At 39.2% G+C, this 16587-nt stretch carries 17 protein-coding genes; 15 read left to right on the top strand and 2 right to left on the bottom strand.

Annotation, left to right across the window (positions count from 1 at the left end; all coding sequences use genetic code 11):
• Positions 1 to 92: 92 nt before the first annotated feature.
• The 12 genes from J4N44_RS26845 (at position 93) to J4N44_RS26900 (ending at position 10822) form a co-directional block, all read left to right on the top strand.
• Complete coding sequence (locus J4N44_RS26845) at positions 93 to 1325, top strand: AAA family ATPase (RefSeq protein ID WP_252045859.1); 1233 nt, start codon at positions 93 to 95, stop codon at positions 1323 to 1325.
• Positions 1322 to 2404 (top strand): hypothetical protein, encoded by a 1083-nt coding sequence (locus J4N44_RS26850; protein ID WP_252045860.1) that lies wholly within the window; start codon positions 1322 to 1324, stop codon positions 2402 to 2404. Before J4N44_RS26845 ends, J4N44_RS26850 begins: the two co-directional genes overlap by 4 nt.
• Positions 2405 to 2565: 161 nt before the next feature.
• Positions 2566 to 2946, top strand: a complete 381-nt coding sequence (locus tag J4N44_RS26855) for a TraR/DksA C4-type zinc finger protein (protein ID WP_252045861.1) — start codon at positions 2566 to 2568, stop codon at positions 2944 to 2946.
• A gap of 99 nt (positions 2947 to 3045) precedes the next feature.
• A complete protein-coding gene (locus J4N44_RS26860) occupies positions 3046 to 3450 on the top strand; it encodes a hypothetical protein (RefSeq protein ID WP_252045862.1) in 405 nt (134 codons plus the stop codon).
• Positions 3441 to 4817, top strand: a complete 1377-nt coding sequence (locus J4N44_RS26865; protein ID WP_252045863.1) for a hypothetical protein — start codon at positions 3441 to 3443, stop codon at positions 4815 to 4817. The genes J4N44_RS26860 and J4N44_RS26865 overlap by 10 nt, the downstream gene beginning before the upstream one ends.
• A gap of 138 nt (positions 4818 to 4955) precedes the next feature.
• On the top strand, positions 4956 to 5678 hold the full coding sequence (locus J4N44_RS26870) for a hypothetical protein (RefSeq protein WP_252045864.1): 723 nt from the start codon (positions 4956 to 4958) through the stop codon (positions 5676 to 5678).
• Between the two features lie 65 nt (positions 5679 to 5743).
• Positions 5744 to 6115, top strand: coding sequence for a hypothetical protein (locus tag J4N44_RS26875; protein WP_069219011.1), 372 nt, complete (start codon positions 5744 to 5746; stop codon positions 6113 to 6115).
• Positions 6116 to 6234: 119 nt separating this feature from the next.
• Complete coding sequence (locus J4N44_RS26880) at positions 6235 to 6951, top strand: S24 family peptidase (protein ID WP_252045865.1); 717 nt, start codon at positions 6235 to 6237, stop codon at positions 6949 to 6951.
• Positions 6936 to 8219: a Y-family DNA polymerase gene (locus tag J4N44_RS26885; protein ID WP_252045866.1), complete on the top strand. Its 1284-nt coding sequence runs from the start codon at positions 6936 to 6938 to the stop codon at positions 8217 to 8219. Before J4N44_RS26880 ends, J4N44_RS26885 begins: the two co-directional genes overlap by 16 nt.
• A gap of 117 nt (positions 8220 to 8336) precedes the next feature.
• Positions 8337 to 8654 carry a hypothetical protein gene (locus J4N44_RS26890; protein ID WP_069218829.1) on the top strand — a complete coding sequence of 106 codons (318 nt, stop codon included), beginning with the start codon at positions 8337 to 8339 and terminating at the stop codon, positions 8652 to 8654.
• 165 nt (positions 8655 to 8819) lie between these two features.
• On the top strand, positions 8820 to 9023 hold the full coding sequence (locus tag J4N44_RS26895; protein ID WP_069218828.1) for a hypothetical protein: 204 nt from the start codon (positions 8820 to 8822) through the stop codon (positions 9021 to 9023).
• Positions 9024 to 9094: 71 nt separating this feature from the next.
• A complete protein-coding gene (locus J4N44_RS26900) occupies positions 9095 to 10822 on the top strand; it encodes a phosphoadenosine phosphosulfate reductase domain-containing protein (protein WP_252045867.1) in 1728 nt (575 codons plus the stop codon).
• Between the two features lie 34 nt (positions 10823 to 10856).
• On the opposite strand, the gene J4N44_RS26905 is transcribed toward J4N44_RS26900, so the two are convergent.
• Positions 10857 to 12077 (bottom strand): TfoX/Sxy family DNA transformation protein, encoded by a 1221-nt coding sequence (locus J4N44_RS26905; RefSeq protein WP_252045868.1) that lies wholly within the window; start codon positions 12075 to 12077, stop codon positions 10857 to 10859.
• 107 nt (positions 12078 to 12184) lie between these two features.
• Here J4N44_RS26905 and J4N44_RS26910 point away from each other — a divergent pair, with 107 nt between their 5' ends.
• The 3 genes from J4N44_RS26910 (at position 12185) to J4N44_RS26920 (ending at position 13739) form a co-directional block, all read left to right on the top strand.
• Positions 12185 to 12784 (top strand): hypothetical protein, encoded by a 600-nt coding sequence (locus J4N44_RS26910; protein ID WP_252045869.1) that lies wholly within the window; start codon positions 12185 to 12187, stop codon positions 12782 to 12784.
• 7 nt (positions 12785 to 12791) lie between these two features.
• Positions 12792 to 13238, top strand: coding sequence for a hypothetical protein (locus J4N44_RS26915; protein ID WP_252045870.1), 447 nt, complete (start codon positions 12792 to 12794; stop codon positions 13236 to 13238).
• A gap of 285 nt (positions 13239 to 13523) precedes the next feature.
• The gene (locus tag J4N44_RS26920; RefSeq protein WP_252045871.1) at positions 13524 to 13739 is read left to right on the top strand and encodes a hypothetical protein; all 216 of its coding nucleotides are present in this window, start codon (positions 13524 to 13526) and stop codon (positions 13737 to 13739) included.
• Positions 13740 to 13967: 228 nt separating this feature from the next.
• On the opposite strand, the gene J4N44_RS26925 is transcribed toward J4N44_RS26920, so the two are convergent.
• Positions 13968 to 16058, bottom strand: coding sequence for a replication initiator protein RctB domain-containing protein (locus J4N44_RS26925; protein ID WP_252045872.1), 2091 nt, complete (start codon positions 16056 to 16058; stop codon positions 13968 to 13970).
• Positions 16059 to 16587: the final 529 nt, after the last annotated feature.

Genomic DNA, 16587 nt, shown 5'->3' on the forward strand with positions numbered 1-16587 from the left:
TTTGTCGACTTTTTTCGAATTTTCGGAAAAATCCGTCGCACAAAAAATTGTTGTGTTGTATAGTTAAAAAAACATTCCAACGGAGCATCACAATGCGAACCATCGATACCTTAAGTGAAAGAGCAGATAGAGCACTATCCGCTATGACTTTTAATGCTGACATTGAAGCCAGTGTTCCAACAACTTACACACCGTCACGTTCTGGTGGTTGGGCGTTTACTAAAAATTCGCTTCAAACGTTACCAGGTTTAAAAAAGCCGCTAATTGAACAGGCAATGCGTGAATTGGAAGGTGAAGGTTATGTTTTTGAGAGTAAAACAACTGGTTCAGTGAAATCGACCCACCTTAGTATTGATGATGCTTGCGCTATCTATAAAAAGCTTGGTTTTAAAACCTTCAAAGAGCGTTTCAATAATCGTTGTTTAGTCGTCTCTTTTGCCAACTTGAAAGGTGGAGCTACTAAAAGTAGTTCGACAGTCACAGTTGCACACGCTTTACGTACACATAAACGCCGCATTGCAGATGACTTGAAAATTCTGGTTGTAGATTTAGATCCTCAGAGTAGTGCGACAATGTTTTTAAATCGTAGTTTAGCCGTTGGTGATGTTCAATGTACTGCGGTGCAAGCAATGCTAAATGATTTAACGACTGAGGATTTATTAGAACATTTCTGCCAACCTTCACAGATTAGCGGTGTAGATGTCATCCCTTCATCTATCGATGATGGCTTTATTGCTTCACGTCTCTACGATCTATGGAGAGACGACGAAGATCTTAAACATATGAACCCTCTGCTTCTACTTAAGTTGAATCTTATCGATAAGCTTTCGGATCATTACGATATTATTTTCTTAGATACTGGTCCTCATATCGACCCGTTATTAGAGAACACTTTATGCGCTGTCGATGCTTTGTTTACACCTTGTCCCCCAGCTCAGGTAGATCTTCATAGTACGTTGAAGTACGTAAAACAACTTCCGACTTTGCGCGAGAACATTAACAAACGCCAACCTGAAGATCTTATTAGTGAAAACTTAGTGCAAATTGGTTATATGACCAAATTTGACGAAAACAAACGAGACCATGATGAAGCCCACTCACTGGCGAAGAGTGTGTTTGGCTCGCAAAACTTTTTACCCAAAGCACTTCCAAAACTTGATGGCTTCGAACGCTGTGGTGAGAATTTTGAAACGGTCATTGCTGCTTCGGCCAAAACGTACGAAGGAGACTCATCTGCTCTAAATTCAGCTAAAACCGCAGCATATGAGTTCGCTGACAGTTTCTTTGAGATGCTTGTAGATAAAATTGAGGATGGTGAGTTATGAGTAGTTTTACTCCAAAAGGACGCGAAACTAATAGCTCAAAAGCGGGGACTCGTGCAAGAGTGAGTCTAGATGACATCACTGAAAAAACGTATGAATTGTCTAGTGGCAAAAAGGTTACAGGTACTCTCAAAAGAGTAGATCCTAAAGACTTTCATAAATTTCGAATTCACCCAGAAAATGGTCGTCAGCAAGAGTCGCTGAGCATGGAAGCCGTTAGCGATATTTATGATGATATTGATGCGCTTGGGGTTAGGATGGACCTTATTGGTATTGTGGTGGAGGAAGGTGGCGAGACTGTATTTTATATACTTGATGGTTCCCGTCGATTCTTCGTTGCTAAATTAACCAATCGTCCGTTTTTGATTTGGGTATTCCCAGAACTGGATATGCTTGATGCCCGTGAAATAGCGGAGATGACAACCAAGAGTAAGCCTCTTAGTTGGCGTGAAAAAGGCTTGGTTAAGCTAAAATACATCAAAGACAATGGCGGGAATGTTGAAGAAATGGGTCTGGATGCTTGCGTCTCTAGAATCATGGAACTGCAATCCATAGATCCAAAGAAATACGAAACAACTAAGCGAGAAATTAGATCTGCTCTTTTACCAGATGCGTTTATTCAAATGTTTGTAAACGGTGATGATTTACCAACAAAAATCTATACAACTTTAGGTTCCATCGAACATAACCTACGTAGCTTAGAGCATGATGTTAATTCGTTCGTAGATTCTATTAAGTTTGATTTCGAAAAACCAGTGGACCCATTTAAGATGGAAAATCTAGAGGAGGATTTTGCTTCTCTCGATAAATCAAAAGTTACCGAACTCAGAAAACAATACAAGGAAGATCTTGATAAATATAATGAGCTAGTGCACAAAGCGTTCGTAGTAGCCCTAAAAAATCTGAAGTCACAACCAAGTACGAATGTTTCAGCATTCGAGCGTGATTTCAATGTTGGTTCTATCAAGGTTAAAATTGAACAGAAGAAAGAACAGAGTAAAGTAACAATTAACGTCAGTAAGATGAGTAAGGGGCAGTTAGCTCGGCTTGAAGAGTTCTTCTTAAATTTGAATGACGCTTGATTCATTTATTTAGCCCTACCACACGTGGTAGGGCTTTTTATCACAAAAGTGAGTTATATAAATAAATTTTTGAGACATCATAGATAGATTGAAAGTTTTTGCTTGATGGGCTCTAGTAAAGCTCATAGATTCCATTCGTTTTTATTCAAAGAGGCCGAAGAATGGATTCCAAAGAACAATTGCAACCACTCATTGAAAGAGTAAAGCTTCTGAAGATTGAATCAGAAGAACGTCTTCGACAAAATACTCAGTCATTCAAAGATTTACGATTTAACTTCAACTCAACCGACAAGAATGATCAAGGGTCTTTATTTGAGGAAGAAAGTAGAATACTTGCAGAAATTAACAGGCTAGAGGGTGTTATTTCTATTCAAAATGAAGTGCTTGAAGCAATCAAGGCAGATGAATATGGTCTTTGTCGACAATGCTGGGATTATATTGATCTCAAAAAATTAACAGCTAATCCTTGCCTCATTCATTGCACTTCCTGCCAATCTAATATCGACTTGCGTTCCCGTAACTTTGCTACACAATATACCTAAGTTAGCTACTGACCCGTAAATTAAATGGGAATATTTATGGTGGCTAGAATTTTTCCGTATTGGTGTTGTTTCAATACAAGTTATTGTTCGGAGTGAAATATGGCCGCTAAAATTGATTTTTTTAAAGACCAAGTCTCTTCTGTCGTAAACTATTGCGAGCTTAACAATATTACTAATGTCATCATCTATGCATCACAAAAAGCTGTCGAATTATCGCCCAATGTCAGTGATTCCTCTATTCTTCCGTCTGAAGCCTCTGCTCAGTGTATTGGTACACGGATAGGGATTGATGCAGATGCGTTCGAATTTGCAAAGTATTTGATAGGTTCTAAATATGCGTTGTTTGACGTGTCAAAGTTGAAGGACGCTTTAGAGATATCTCGAGGCAAGGTTAGCATAGAGGTTCTACCGATATGTAATGTGGATCAGTTAAAAGTTAACTTTCTTCCAACTGGCAAATCTATTACCCATCTATTCAATGGTTTTGAAGAATTATGGACTTAATTACATATAACGCGCACATGAAATGTGCGCACGACGCAATCGAAGCTAAACAGCCAAGTATGGCTAGAGTTTCAATTACAAGAGCATTGAGTATTCTGCTTTCTACCTTTGATGCTGAAGTGCCAAGTACAACTTCTGATTTCCTGAAACACTTCGATGATTTTCAACTACTAGCTAACTCAGCTACTAGCTTGGACGATCCTAGTTTAAATGATTGTGTTAATGTTGGACGCTTCCTATTTTCAGTAATATTTCAGCTTGCTAATGAACGTGCATCTGACCAATCAGCCCAAGTTCGTATTAATGATTTAGAGGGGACAGTTCAATCGTTGAGATTAGAACTCTCTATCTATAATAGTATCTGTTCTGGTGCGGAAATCTTAAGTAAACGGCTTCATGCTCGGGAGTTTGATGAGTACGAGAATTTCATCAAGACTCATATACCAAAGCGATCTGACAGTTTGGTCTTTAAAAAACCATCATTGAATGACCTGTCTTCATTCATAAAGGTTTTTGGAAAGTTGTTTGAAAGTGGGCTTACATTTGCGCGCAAATTTGATGCCTTACAGAGACAGAATGTGAGCTTAATTAATGAGCTTTCCCAATTGCAAAAAAATCCTATTAATAGTGGTAAGAAATCTCGGAAAGGGAAAATTGTTGAGTATGTTCCCAAAAAAGTGTTGGATACTTTAGATAAAAAGCATGAGAGGGCATTAAGAGACATCGAAGACTTAAAGTTACAGGTGGCGCATAAGAAATCGTACTCTCGTAAGGTTTTGACAGTAAAGTCGGAAGATGAGTCTATCCCTGAATTTACGATGCTGTTGATCAATCAACCGACTCCTTACCGAACTAACGCAATGAATATTAAAACGATAACTGGTTTGCCTTTCACTATAGCGGTGACTGATAACCTTGGCATAACGATGGATGTGCAATTTTCAATTTGGGGTACCCCCATTTATCCTGAGTCTATTCCATTTGCCAAGCATTGGCCGCTCGCAATGAACGTAGAAATTGTTAACTTTTTTAAGAGTATTTTGAAAGATTCAAAAGAGCAGCGATTAAGAACGATTTATCGAGCGCTAGAAGATCTGAAACGTATAAGCGTGGATGACATTTTAGAGGTCGATGACTTGAGCGAGCGTACAAAACGTGCGGTCTCACTGAGTGGTTGTGAATCTTTGTGGGCGATGGCATCTCTATCGGATTATGCATTCACCTCTCGCGTAATTAATGCTTCCATGACAGATGGGAGTGGGGTCCAGTTCAGTATGGAAGAAGCGCAGGACAGTCACATAGAAATACTGAGCTATATTCAAGACTGTGCGATGATCTTAGCTGAAAATAGAAGTTTCAATTTTTAGTTGTCCTTAAAGCTGAGCCTTGTGCTCGGCTTTTTTATTGCGATTCTGTGATGCTGTAGGTGATTGCTTAATATTTCTCTGGTATATTGGCTGAGCACTTAGTTGTATATTTTAATTAACTATAGGGGAAAACTTCTCATGAAAAACTTTACTTTTGCGCTTTTGCTTTGCACATCTCTTCTAGGATGTGATCAAGGAGAGGTCATCACGGATACCTACGATTGCACCTCTGTTTCAATTGACAATAGAGAGCACCAGGTTGAAAAAATAGCGTCTTTTGATGGTATTGAAATTGGTTACTTTGACGGTGTTGAGTTCGTTAAGCACTCGGAGTGTACAGCGGCAATTGTCAAGAATACTGGTTCAGCATCTACCTACCTGTTCTATGAATACGGGAACCTTTCCGAACATAGTGGTGTTTCTAGTCTATCATTTTGGACTAATGCTATGGGTGTCGAAATGCTTCGTGCTGAGAGACTTAATAAGGTTGGGGCCGTTGTTGTGGAAGATGGACCTGTTCGTACCGTGCAATATATGAAATGGGTCGAAAATTTTGGGTCAGTTGTTGCAGAAGATAATTTTGACAACTCCGGTTTAACTCGTGTTTTGGTTACATTAGGTGATCGCTCGAAAGAACGTTATTTTGATCCTAACACCCAGCAGTGGGATTGTTACTATCGCGACAATGGAACAATTCTGACCATTGATCAGGAGTGTACTAATGAATCTTCCAATGACATTAAGTATCTAGGAAAAGAGATATTATCCGAACCATATTTTACTCAATTAGAAACAGCAGTAAGAAAATATGAAACTGATTCTGATGAGTTAGATAGACGGATTGAGATCTACTTTAACTAGTATGTTTACCAAAGCCTCTTCAAAATTGAAGGGGCTTATCTTAATTAACTATAGGGGACAACCGCATGACACATACATCTTTCACAGATGCTTTTCAGGTAGCGTTAACTGCGCCTGAAGTGTTATCAGCTCTAATTTCAGGTTTCTTTACCTTTTTGGCAGCGGCAATAACTTCATTTACAGGGTGGTGGGTTTCTCGCAAGTTCTTATCAAGAAAGCAGGCAGTTAAAACTTGTCTTCATGCTTTGGAGGAGATTGCGGAATACCATAATTTTGAAGCTGCTATGCAGTCAAAAACCGGAGAATCTAAGGTTGCATTGCGCAAATACGCTTTCAAAGAAAACGGCACTAAATTCAGTGGTAAGTTTTCGCCAAAAGCGTTAGAGCAAAAAATTTCAACGTATCAGCGTCGAGTAGAAGAATCACTAGGTGATTAAAAAAGAGGAGCCAATTTGGCTCCTTTTTTACGTTGAAAGGTAAGGAATTGGGGTTCAGCGGCACTTGTAACCCGTGTGCATATTGCAATACTGTGTTTTTATACAGTATGATTACGGTTATGTTGATTATAAAGAACAAAGTGTCTGCTTCGATTACCGGCTTTGAAAATCCGACCATTTCGTTTCGAAAATGTGCTCTTAATTTATCATCCATGTTTGTGCATTCACCATCTTCCATGAGGTTATATGAAAGTCCTTGTGACTACCTGTCCAATGGTGTTGCTAAAGGTGACTGGTTGTTAGTTGACTCTTCTAGGAACCCTGTCCTTACGGATTTATTGTTGGTCGACTTTTTTGGTGATAAAGAAGTCGTCAGTAAGAAAGCACTACTACATCGAGAGAGCCAAAAAATTGATTTGAGTGACCTTGTTGTCATTGGCGTTATTACAATGTCCATTCACCATTTTCGTACCCCGTCTAAATTTATTCCCAATCATACAGATATGAACGAACTGGATTTGCACAAATTATTAGTTGAGCGAGAGCACTCGACTTTGGTTTGTCGGGCCGATGGAAACTCAATGTTGCCTCATATCTTCAATGATGATCTCTTGTTGTTAGAACGGCACCTAAATGTCGAAGAAAATGATGTTTGCGTGTTAGCGTTAAATAATGATTTGGTGTGTAAGCGAGTTAACTGCCTGTCTCGAACGCTTATGTCGGACAACCCCAATTTCAAACCATATAAAGTTACAGCAGGAGATTACTTACGACTGCATGGTGTTGTTCGATATAGTATCCGACTACATAGGGACTTATTGTGTTCGCCTTGCTAGATGGTACCGCTTTTTATGCAGAGGCTAGTTGTATTTACAGGCCTGAATTGAGGGGGAGGCCAGTTATTGTTGTTGCAGGTCAAGGCATTAGTATTGCTGCAAATCGAGCTTGCACAAAGTTAGGAATAAAGAAGTTTAATCCTATTTGGTTAGATGCTGAAAAAATAAAGGTACTTGATGGAGCCATTTTTAAGTCGAATTTTAATACTATGAGCCATATATCAGATCGGTTTATGAGTTGCATTGAGTCAAGTTGCGTAGGGGCTCGAGTTCATCGCTATTCGGTCGATGAGGTCATTGTTGATTTGCATTATTTGCATAGCATTAATGTTGATTTGGAGGAGTTCATATTAAGCTTGAGGAAGAAGGTTTATAAGGAAACTGGGGTCGCCATTGGAGGTGGCGTCGGTAAAACAATCACATTAGCTAAATGTGCTTCTTGGGCCGCTAAAAACTCGCCGGAGTATAAAGGTGTATGTGTACTAGAAAACGAAAGTCATGTTGAGAAAGTGTTGGCTCGGTTGCCCATTGATAAGGTTTGGAACATTGGAAAGTCATATGCCCGTAGTTTGACACATGAAGGTATAATAACTGCCCTTCAATTAATGACGTGTGACCCTGTTGTGTATCAGCGGAAATACTCAATAAACCTCGCTAATGTAATAACTGAATTGAATTCGATTTCCGTTCTCAACTTTGATGATTCTAGAACGAAGAAGAAGCAAATTTGGTCAACTCAATCATACAGGGATCGACTCAAATGTAGGGACAAGCTTCAATCTGAACTCTCATATCACTGTGGGGAGGTTATGCGAAAAGTGCGCGAAAACAAGACCGAGGCTCTACGTATGAGGTTTCTAGTTTCCACAAGTAGTTACGATAAGTGTGAGCCGTATTCACGCACTGTTGACGTGCAATTTGAAAATGGCATGACAGATACTATTCATGCTCTTGCTAGTTTGAGGGGAATTGTAGACAAGCTCTTGCCTAAAGATCTTTGCTGGCAACCTATTTATAAGTTGGGGGTAGGGGTAATTCATATGGTCGATGGGGAGAAAAAACAGCTTGATTTATTTAATCGTTTTGACAACAAAGATAAGTTGAATACGGCAATTGATTCCCTAAATGCGCGGTTTGGTAAGGGTACTATCATTTTCGGGGCCCAGAAAAGAGCATATATGGAAAGAGAGGGCGACAGTATACAGTATTCAAGGTTAGAAGATTACTACACTGATTGTTCTGACCTTCTGCGAGTAAAGTGTATTTAGGGGGGCTCCCTACGAAATGTGAGACGATGTATGTCTAACTGCTTGGAGGATTTCGAACCACCGTGTAATATTGAACTAGTGCTTAGCATTCTTAACTTTATCAAAGGGGAAAAATAAATGAAATGTGCCAATCTATTTGCATTGTACTTAACATCAACACTGTCTATTGGTGTATACGCACAGTGTGATGTGGGTGAGACGATTACTGTCATCAATGAAAAATCAGTGTCCGGTTTAATCAATGAACTTTATGGTGATGCGACTGAATTTAGTGAGGTTGAGATTCAAAACGCCAGAACAGAAGTCTTGAAGTATGACTCTGTGTACAACGTATTTGAGTGCAAGAAAACATATTCATTCGACGATAATGGCATCTATCAGTTAAAAGGTAATGCTTGGGTAGCAAGTGGGATTGTTGTTGACGATAGCTTGTAGGCCTCTGAGGTTAATTAGAGGTGAGAGTAAGAAAGGAGCCATGATGGCTCCTTTCTTCGTTTAATGACTTCGTAAATTGCACGGTAATCTTTCTCAATCCAGCAAAAAGCTGTATAGTCATTTTATGCTTTTGCATAACTTCAATTGATTATAGGGGATAACCGAATGCAAGAATTAATCGCATACCTGACAGATATTGTCTCATCTTATGAGCAACATATCGGATTTTGGCACTTGCTAACTTTTTGTTTGCTTTTGCCAACGTTGACTTCTTTTGGATACCTCGCTAACCACGGACTTCAGTCTTACATTACTGAATACACAGAGAGCGATAAAAAAGAAATCAATCACTTTGGGCTTAAGTTCTAAGTACCAACTTAACCCTTTCCCAATTGTTTGGGAGAGGGTTTCTATTAAATAATTATAGGGGATAAATAGATATGGCAAAGCGTAAACGAGTTATCAAAACACAGTTTAGGGTATTGGAAAATCGAGGTCGGGATGAAGAGTTTTTAAAGTTAGCTGAAAACTTAATAGACGAAATCATGCCAGATTGGGATTTTAAAATGGATGTGGAACCTCACAAGCACTATTTCTTAGGCGTTAGTGGGGGGGCTGACAGCAGTGTTCTAGCATTGGTGTTGGCTGTTAAGAATCCTTCATTGCCCTTTGAAGCTATATTTTCAGATAGCGGTAACGAACCCGAAGATGTGTATGAAATACTTGATATTTTAAGCTCTCGTTTAAATATGAAAGTTACAGTCGCTAAGCCGGAGAAGTCTCTGTTTGAGATGATCGCTACTAATGGGTACTTACCCTCGGCGCGGCAACGTTGGTGTACTGCAATGATCAAAATTAGAACATTTGAAGATTATCTCTCGGGTGCATTGGAGAATCCTGAAACTATCTGTGTTAATGCTGCGGGGCTCCGCTATGATGAGCGGGATCGCAAAGGTTTGCTAGGCATAGATCGTGTTGAAAGTGTTCATCCATTTATTGACCAGAAGATAACCAGAGAACAAGTAATGCGTCTTGGTGCAGAGCTTGGTGTTCTATCTGTGGCATATTTCAGAGGTAAATCTCGCTCAGGCTGCTTGAATTGCTTCTTTCAGAGTCGTCAAGAGCTGATAAGTTTAGCTACTTGGGACCGAAAGCACTTTGAGCTTGGTAAGAGTGTAGAGAAACTGTCACAAAATATCATAGAAACATACGATGATTCAGAACATCCTTTACAGCCTAGCTTGTTTTATTCGCGCTTCCCATTACCGAAGCTTATTACCGAAGGGAAGGAATCGTTCACGGTTCATGATTTACTTGGAGGTAATTCGCGCTTTGATGATTTCGGTGTCAATTGGGATTATGTCGGTAATTCGCTAGTCAAAAAGAAAAAGAAAGTTGTAAAGCCTGTGTGTGATGATCAGCTATCAATTTTTGATTTGACTAAACTAAGCGAATCCTCGAAGTGTGAAAATGATGAAGCAAAACCGGATGTTGAACCTGCACTAAACGTAAATGAGTTGCTGTCTCTATTTGGGGACTCTGTCAAACCAAAATTTTGGGAGCGAACAGAAAGTGTTCCTGATGAGTTCGTTGACATTTATGTTGCTGTAGAGGTTTTGATTAGTCCTTATTCTATGGGGCATGGTTTTAATAATTATGGTGGCTATAGTCATAAGGTAATAACCTACTCTACTTCGCAGGGAGGTTTATCACGCGCAGTTAAGGGCTACTTCTACCACCGTCAGTGCGTGGCTGACGCTTATTTCAGTGGTGTTGATGGTTATGATGCAACTAGTCATGTGGTTTGTATTCAGATGCGATTTCCAAAGAGATTGCTTCCTGACGTTAACTATGATGAAGAAGGCGTGTACACTTGGTCGCAAGGCGTGTCATACCTAGAGATCGACTTTACACTTCGTGCTATCACCAGGTTAGGAGAATATCTCTATCTTAAACAATTGATAGAGTATTCAGATAAGCATGGCTACCGCACAATGGAAGTGAAACAAGCTCGAAAGGATGTACAGCGAATCGAGGACCTTGATGTTGAACTTGGGGAGCTAATCGCAATAGGGCATTTCCGCACTAACTTCAATAATGAAGAGTTACGGGAAGATTCTTATGACGAAGATGCTCGTACAGTTCGATGTATCGCGTGTTCACTTTAATCTGAAAAAACTCCCTCGTTCTAGGGAGTTTTTTTTACGCCACTTGGGAGCTCGGCGTAGCTAAGGCTAAGTGGATACAATTTATTATTTTTTTTGGTGTACTCTTTGAGTTGATAATCTTTAAAAGTGTTGCACGATACATATTCAAAAGGGCTTGCTCGGTACGAGCATTTTCCACTTCTTCAATAAATCGATTTTGAACGTAGTCCCACAAACCTGTATCTCTTTCTTGCAGCATTTTCATTTTTTCAAATGCAGGCATGATAGATAAAGGAGCGACCATTCCTTTTATGTATCCGGCTTCGTAAGCTTTGATGTGTTTTTGAGTTAAAGGTGAGCCCACTTGTTGGCATAAACCTACATTTAAGAAGTAGTCAATTGCTTTGGATGCTTTGACTGCGAGCAGTATTTCACCGGCATATTCTGCGCTATGAGCTTTGGTGTATTTGTCTTCCAGTACACCTAAAATAAATTCCACTACCTGCCACGATTGTTCTGAGCGCCCTAATATGGCATCAGTGTACATGTCTTCAAGATTGGGGCTTTGAAGCAACTTGTGTTCTACTTGCTTAAGAATTTCTATACGCCCTAAATTGGACATTATTCTCACATCTTCTCTGTTTATGTTTTGTCCAACACTATTCATGGATAGAAGGCGATATTCGGCAAGCAACTCCTTACGTTTTTCATTTTTGACCATTGGAACTGGAACCTCATCAATGGCCCCTTGAAGTGTGTATAGCATCGAATCTTGAAGCTCTTTTGTCGTGTTTTTTCGCATTTCTATGTAAGTCGACACAACTCCTCTTTGTATAAGGTCGTTTTTAGTGTTAATGCCAATATCAGATAACAGGGTTTTGATGCCACCTTTTACTTTAATGCGGTCGTTGACTGGCAAACCAAGCCTTATTGAGCGTTTGTACCGGATTTCTTTATATGTCGGAAGTAAGTTACTTTCGTAAAAATCAACTGTCTTAAAAATGTTGAAGTCTACTTCACGGTAAGCTTTTAGATGGGTTCTACTTGATTCAAAGGAGTGAATTGGCTCTTCATTACACCATATTGATTGTTTTTCTGATGAGCGACAGTAAACCTTTCCGTTGTGTATCAGCGCTAAGTAGTGCTCTCCCACCTGAATGAGTGAGCTTTTGTCCAGTTGTTTAATACTGGTTTTTAGGTTAAACCTTTGACTCAAGATTTCGTGCGCTTTTTGCGTTAGCAATGCATTTTGCTCTAGGTTTATGCTATCGTTCATTTAATTAGATCGTGTTGTGAAGATACGGCATCGTACATTCATCTTTAGTTGTATTTCTAATTCGCTCGCGTAATTTGAGACAACATAGATCCTTTAGAGAGAGAGTTATGCTGGTTGAATTAAAGCCAAAACATTTGTTTAACCAATTGATCTATCGTTTCATAGAAGCTCACCTTGATGTATTCGATAAAATTAATATTAATGACATTGTGTCTACGTTTAATGTTAGTCGCGCAACGGCGACAAGGCATATGAATTACTATAAATCTTTAGAATCGAGTTCATTTAACTGGCGATTCGTTATGTATGGACCTTACTCATACTATCAAAAAGGGTTCGGGTTTAAGCCAATAGTGATGGGGCCGACTATTGATTCAGGGAAGTATCTCAATGAACTTGATGTATTGATCGTGGGGAGGGGGGCGGTCCGTGGTAGCGATGTTCTAGATACTAAGGTGATAGAGAAGTTGCTGCACTCTCACGGTAGAATAAGAAGCATTGAACTTGCGAACGTCTTAAAGATTAGTAGGGATGCAGCATTTAAAAGGTTGGACTCATTAGTGCAGAGTAATGAACTTTGTTCGGTTAAAGTTGGCCGTGATAATTTTTACATGTTAAAAGAGAATAGTCCTTTCAAAGAGCTCGAAACACAGGCTCAAATTGATGCTTTCAACAACGCCTTAGAATACTGTACTACCAACAAGTAGATTGATAATGACCCCGCACCTAAAAAGGCTCAATAAAGAGCTGCCATATCAAGAAAAAAATCACGAGTTTTACACGAGTGAGTTGGCTGAACAAGTAACCCACTTAGATAAAAAAATTGCCAAAAGCACAGCTTCAATAAAGGCTTCATTGCACACTTCATTTGAATCAACAGATCTGAAAGTGATCCAGCGTTTGGTCGTTGACCTCGAATTATACTTAGTTGACGCTAGGGACTATCTGCCAGCTAAACTTGGGGTGAACACCGCCTATTCAGACTTAAGTCATTTATGCGAAACGGCTAAACGTTATGTATCTGAACGAACTAAGAACCAAGTTAGCTATGACACTTGGACTGCATTAAAAGAAGCGATCGGTATAGCACTTCTGCATATTGAGAACGTGCTAAGTAAATTGGTATTACGTCCGTCAAAAGAAGGGATTGTATTTGAATAAAATCTCGCTACCCCCTATGGAGTTGCGTTTTTCACGACATCATTAGAATTTCTCTTGGGTTTTAGCAAAGAGGATCGGTAAGTGTTTTTTATTATGTTGTAAGCCAGGTGGACTCTGAGTGCTTCTATCGGGGAGATGGTCGAATGGTAAATATCTGAGATGCTGTGATCCAGTGTTAGTCAACGGAGTTTGGATGGTAAAGTTGCTAAGGCGCGATAATAAAGTGGCGAACGTGCTGAAAAACGTCGAGCAACATTCAGAATAGTCGAGTAGAGGGAAAACGCTATGAATTATTGGTTTGGGTTTAGACAATTACCTGATGGAGCCACAATTGCCTGTGGGCCTTATTCAAGTGCTGACGAAGCTAACAGAGAACGATCTAGAGCAAAAGCTATAGATGCCGAAGTGTCCCAGTGGTTGGTTGCTGATACGGAAGAAGAAGCACAACAAAGAGCAGCTTTTTTTCTCGAAAATAAGCCTCTCCAAAACAAACAAGGGTAAATGGCATGGTTATAGGCAAAGCAAGGGGAATAGATGGCTTTAGGGCAGAGCGAAGTTAAAGTAAGGTAACTGAGTGGAGGATGGCAGTGAAACTAGGTAACGCTGCCATTTAGTATGAATCTTTAATCTACATACCCAATTCAAAGTATTTCTATCCCATGAAATAACCGCGACCTTGTGCTCTAGATCTTCTAGATTTGAGGTAGATACTCTTAATGAAAACCAGACCTACTTATTAGTCCACTCCTCATTAATGAATGTCTGAAGGTCGCTGAAAAGTTGCACTGAGTCCTCGTTGTTCATCTCGTTCCCATAAATTACATGTTTGAGAATTAGTTCTAGAGTTCGAGTACGCCTAAATAAGTATGCGAGCAGCTTTGACATTGCGCCTTCTTGAGTAAAGTAATGAAGAGGGTACCCGCCTGCTTGGACGAACCAAACTAAAACTTCTCTTAACTGTTTTGGGTTGATCGAATGGTTGTTGCTCTGTAAAAGCTTTTTTTTAGCCCTATGTTGGACTAAGTACATATTTAAGACACTGGTAGGCAAGGTTACTGTATCTGACAACTCGACTTCTAAATCCCTTGCGAAATTTTTTAGGGATTCATCTGTGTCGTAAGCTGTAATCCAGAAGGTCCTCTTATTTACACAAATTTCGGTAGTGAAATGAGAAGATCTACTGATTTTTAAGTGCTTAGAGATCTCTCGCACTAATGAATCGGGCATTGTGTTTACAAGCTTTCCAACATCAGTCGCTATAGGGTTGTTCACTGTGGGCGCAAGGTGAGTCTTACAACAAGACAGGAATTTCTCTTGCTCAATTGAAAAAAGAACTTGAACGTTTTTTCCTTTTGTATTTTTCGTGTGGCGGACTGACTTAGCTTGGTCCTCATTGAAGCTACCTTTCAGAATTTCAGCAACATTTTGCTCGTGGTCCTCTTCGAAAAACGCTAGCTTATATCCCCAAAGCTCAATGTATGTTACCCCTTTATCTTGTAGGAACTTTACGTCGGATGAGTGGCGCATTCGAGGTTTGTTTAGTCCCGTTCCAAGGTGTTTTAAGAAATCTTGATATGTTCGGCCAACATTAAGTTTATTGCTAAACTCGTCCCAAGATAAGTTTTCCCAATGACCTTCTTCTAAATGTGTCAGATAAGAGTTTCTAATAGACATGTATAATTGGAATACATCAGTATTAGCTTCTATTAGGTGCTTCGGGTAAGCAAAGAACTTTTCATCGTTGAGCAAGGCGTCGTACATAAAGCTCGACCACTCAACAAGGATGACTTTTGCCTCTTTTAATTGCTCTTCTCGGGTTAAGTGCATGGTTCTTTCTAACGTATCGTTTAAATAAGGTCGACAGTCTTGAATAAACTCATATTTTTTTTGGATGTGATTGCCGATTTTAATTCCGTGTAAAGTCGTTTCTTCAGCACCAGTAATAAAGTAATCAGTTCTCATTAATCTGTTTATTTGTTTTATTACTGTGCTTTCTCTTGCCCCACGAGCTTTTGCAATATCCGAAATTCGAATAGGAACTCTATTTTCAATTAGCTTATGATTCAGCATATTTCTAGAAAGGACAAAATACTCATGAGATAATGTAAACATTGCCAAAAGAGTCATAAATTCATCTTGGTTTGATACGTATGAGTCTGGGTTTAGTGTTTCTATACTAATATTTATTTTTTCACTGAACTCAGGAACTTCGATAGCTTTAATGTCGTAATACCGGTCAGATTTATAATGTGCAGGCGCAAACAATAACGAATACATAGCATCCTTAGTAGATAGCACTCTAAGAATATTGTTTTCCTTTGGTAGTTTTAAATGACCACGACGGATTTCGTTACCTATTAATGACCCTTGTTTCTTCTGTGCAGATACTTTTTCTAGTGCAGCTTTTTTTGCCTCGTGAGCTTTTAAAGCAGTTGCAGCATTCATTGATTTCAATTTGAGGCAATTCTGACGGCCTCTCAGTGCTATACCATTTACTTTAGCATTAACACTTTCGAGCAGTTCTTCTTTGGTCAGATTTCTAATGCGATTGTTGTAGAAGTTTTTTGTTTTTGAAGACCAATCTTCTATACCAAGTTCGTGGGCGTAAACTTGGTTAACGAGCTCAATAGGGATGAGGTTGCTCTTAAACGCCTCTTTGGTTTTCAGAATTGACTTGTAATAGGTTATGTCGTTAGCCACCAATTGCGATTCTATGTCATCTAGTTCGAAAGGTGACGCTGTAAAGGTGTCTGGCACGTAGATGAAAGACTTTTTACCTATTTCCATTTTTGTGGATAGGTTTAACGTTTCTGTTATCACAATGTTTCAATTGGCTATATTTAACGTTAGTGCAGCCTATACCTTTTTTAATTCTCGATCAACGTGTCTGCATCTTCCCCAACATCGAGCAGATTTTTCGTGACTTTGACTCTTTGCCTAAAATTCAGCCAGAGATTTATCAAATTAGATCTTTTCATTTTTTTCATTTTCTATTTGTTTATTTCCATATTTAAGATGGTCATAAGCTACTGTTTTATAAATGGTTATTGCAGTGGCATTTCTAGATCTCTCATAGGTCTCTTCAAGATCCTTTGCAGGTTATCTCTAGATCAATGAGTGGTAAAATCAAGGTCTTGGGTAGGTAAATTTAAAGTCACTGCATGGTTAATTTAAGGTCACGGCATGGGTAATTAACAGGTTATCCACAGACGGTGTGCGCAAAAGGCTTTATTTTGGATGAGTCTGTATCTGCCTAAACAATAGGATACAGGAACGTGACCTTAAAAATAAAATTTCTAATATATACAATAGGTTATGGTGTGTTTGGAGGTCATTTTTTGAGTGCTTT

Origin of the sequence: Vibrio sp. SCSIO 43155 (assembly GCF_023716605.1) — a bacterium.
GTDB classification, from domain to species: Bacteria; Pseudomonadota; Gammaproteobacteria; order Enterobacterales; family Vibrionaceae; genus Vibrio; species Vibrio harveyi.

What these genes read in the sequence shown, in the direction of transcription:
- J4N44_RS26845 (WP_252045859.1), top strand. Translation starts at nt 93, where the DNA reads ATGCGAACCATCGATACCTTAAGTGAAAGAGCAGATAGAGCACTATCC.
- J4N44_RS26850 (WP_252045860.1), top strand. Translation starts at nt 1,322, where the DNA reads ATGAGTAGTTTTACTCCAAAAGGACGCGAAACTAATAGCTCAAAAGCG.
- J4N44_RS26855 (WP_252045861.1), top strand. Translation starts at nt 2,566, where the DNA reads ATGGATTCCAAAGAACAATTGCAACCACTCATTGAAAGAGTAAAGCTT.
- J4N44_RS26860 (WP_252045862.1), top strand. Translation starts at nt 3,046, where the DNA reads ATGGCCGCTAAAATTGATTTTTTTAAAGACCAAGTCTCTTCTGTCGTA.
- J4N44_RS26865 (WP_252045863.1), top strand. Translation starts at nt 3,441, where the DNA reads ATGGACTTAATTACATATAACGCGCACATGAAATGTGCGCACGACGCA.
- J4N44_RS26870 (WP_252045864.1), top strand. Translation starts at nt 4,956, where the DNA reads ATGAAAAACTTTACTTTTGCGCTTTTGCTTTGCACATCTCTTCTAGGA.
- J4N44_RS26875 (WP_069219011.1), top strand. Translation starts at nt 5,744, where the DNA reads ATGACACATACATCTTTCACAGATGCTTTTCAGGTAGCGTTAACTGCG.
- J4N44_RS26880 (WP_252045865.1), top strand. Translation starts at nt 6,235, where the DNA reads ATGTTGATTATAAAGAACAAAGTGTCTGCTTCGATTACCGGCTTTGAA.
- J4N44_RS26890 (WP_069218829.1), top strand. Translation starts at nt 8,337, where the DNA reads ATGAAATGTGCCAATCTATTTGCATTGTACTTAACATCAACACTGTCT.
- J4N44_RS26895 (WP_069218828.1), top strand. Translation starts at nt 8,820, where the DNA reads ATGCAAGAATTAATCGCATACCTGACAGATATTGTCTCATCTTATGAG.
- J4N44_RS26900 (WP_252045867.1), top strand. Translation starts at nt 9,095, where the DNA reads ATGGCAAAGCGTAAACGAGTTATCAAAACACAGTTTAGGGTATTGGAA.
- J4N44_RS26905 (WP_252045868.1), bottom strand. Translation starts at nt 12,077, where the DNA reads ATGAACGATAGCATAAACCTAGAGCAAAATGCATTGCTAACGCAAAAA.
- J4N44_RS26910 (WP_252045869.1), top strand. Translation starts at nt 12,185, where the DNA reads ATGCTGGTTGAATTAAAGCCAAAACATTTGTTTAACCAATTGATCTAT.
- J4N44_RS26915 (WP_252045870.1), top strand. Translation starts at nt 12,792, where the DNA reads ATGACCCCGCACCTAAAAAGGCTCAATAAAGAGCTGCCATATCAAGAA.
- J4N44_RS26920 (WP_252045871.1), top strand. Translation starts at nt 13,524, where the DNA reads ATGAATTATTGGTTTGGGTTTAGACAATTACCTGATGGAGCCACAATT.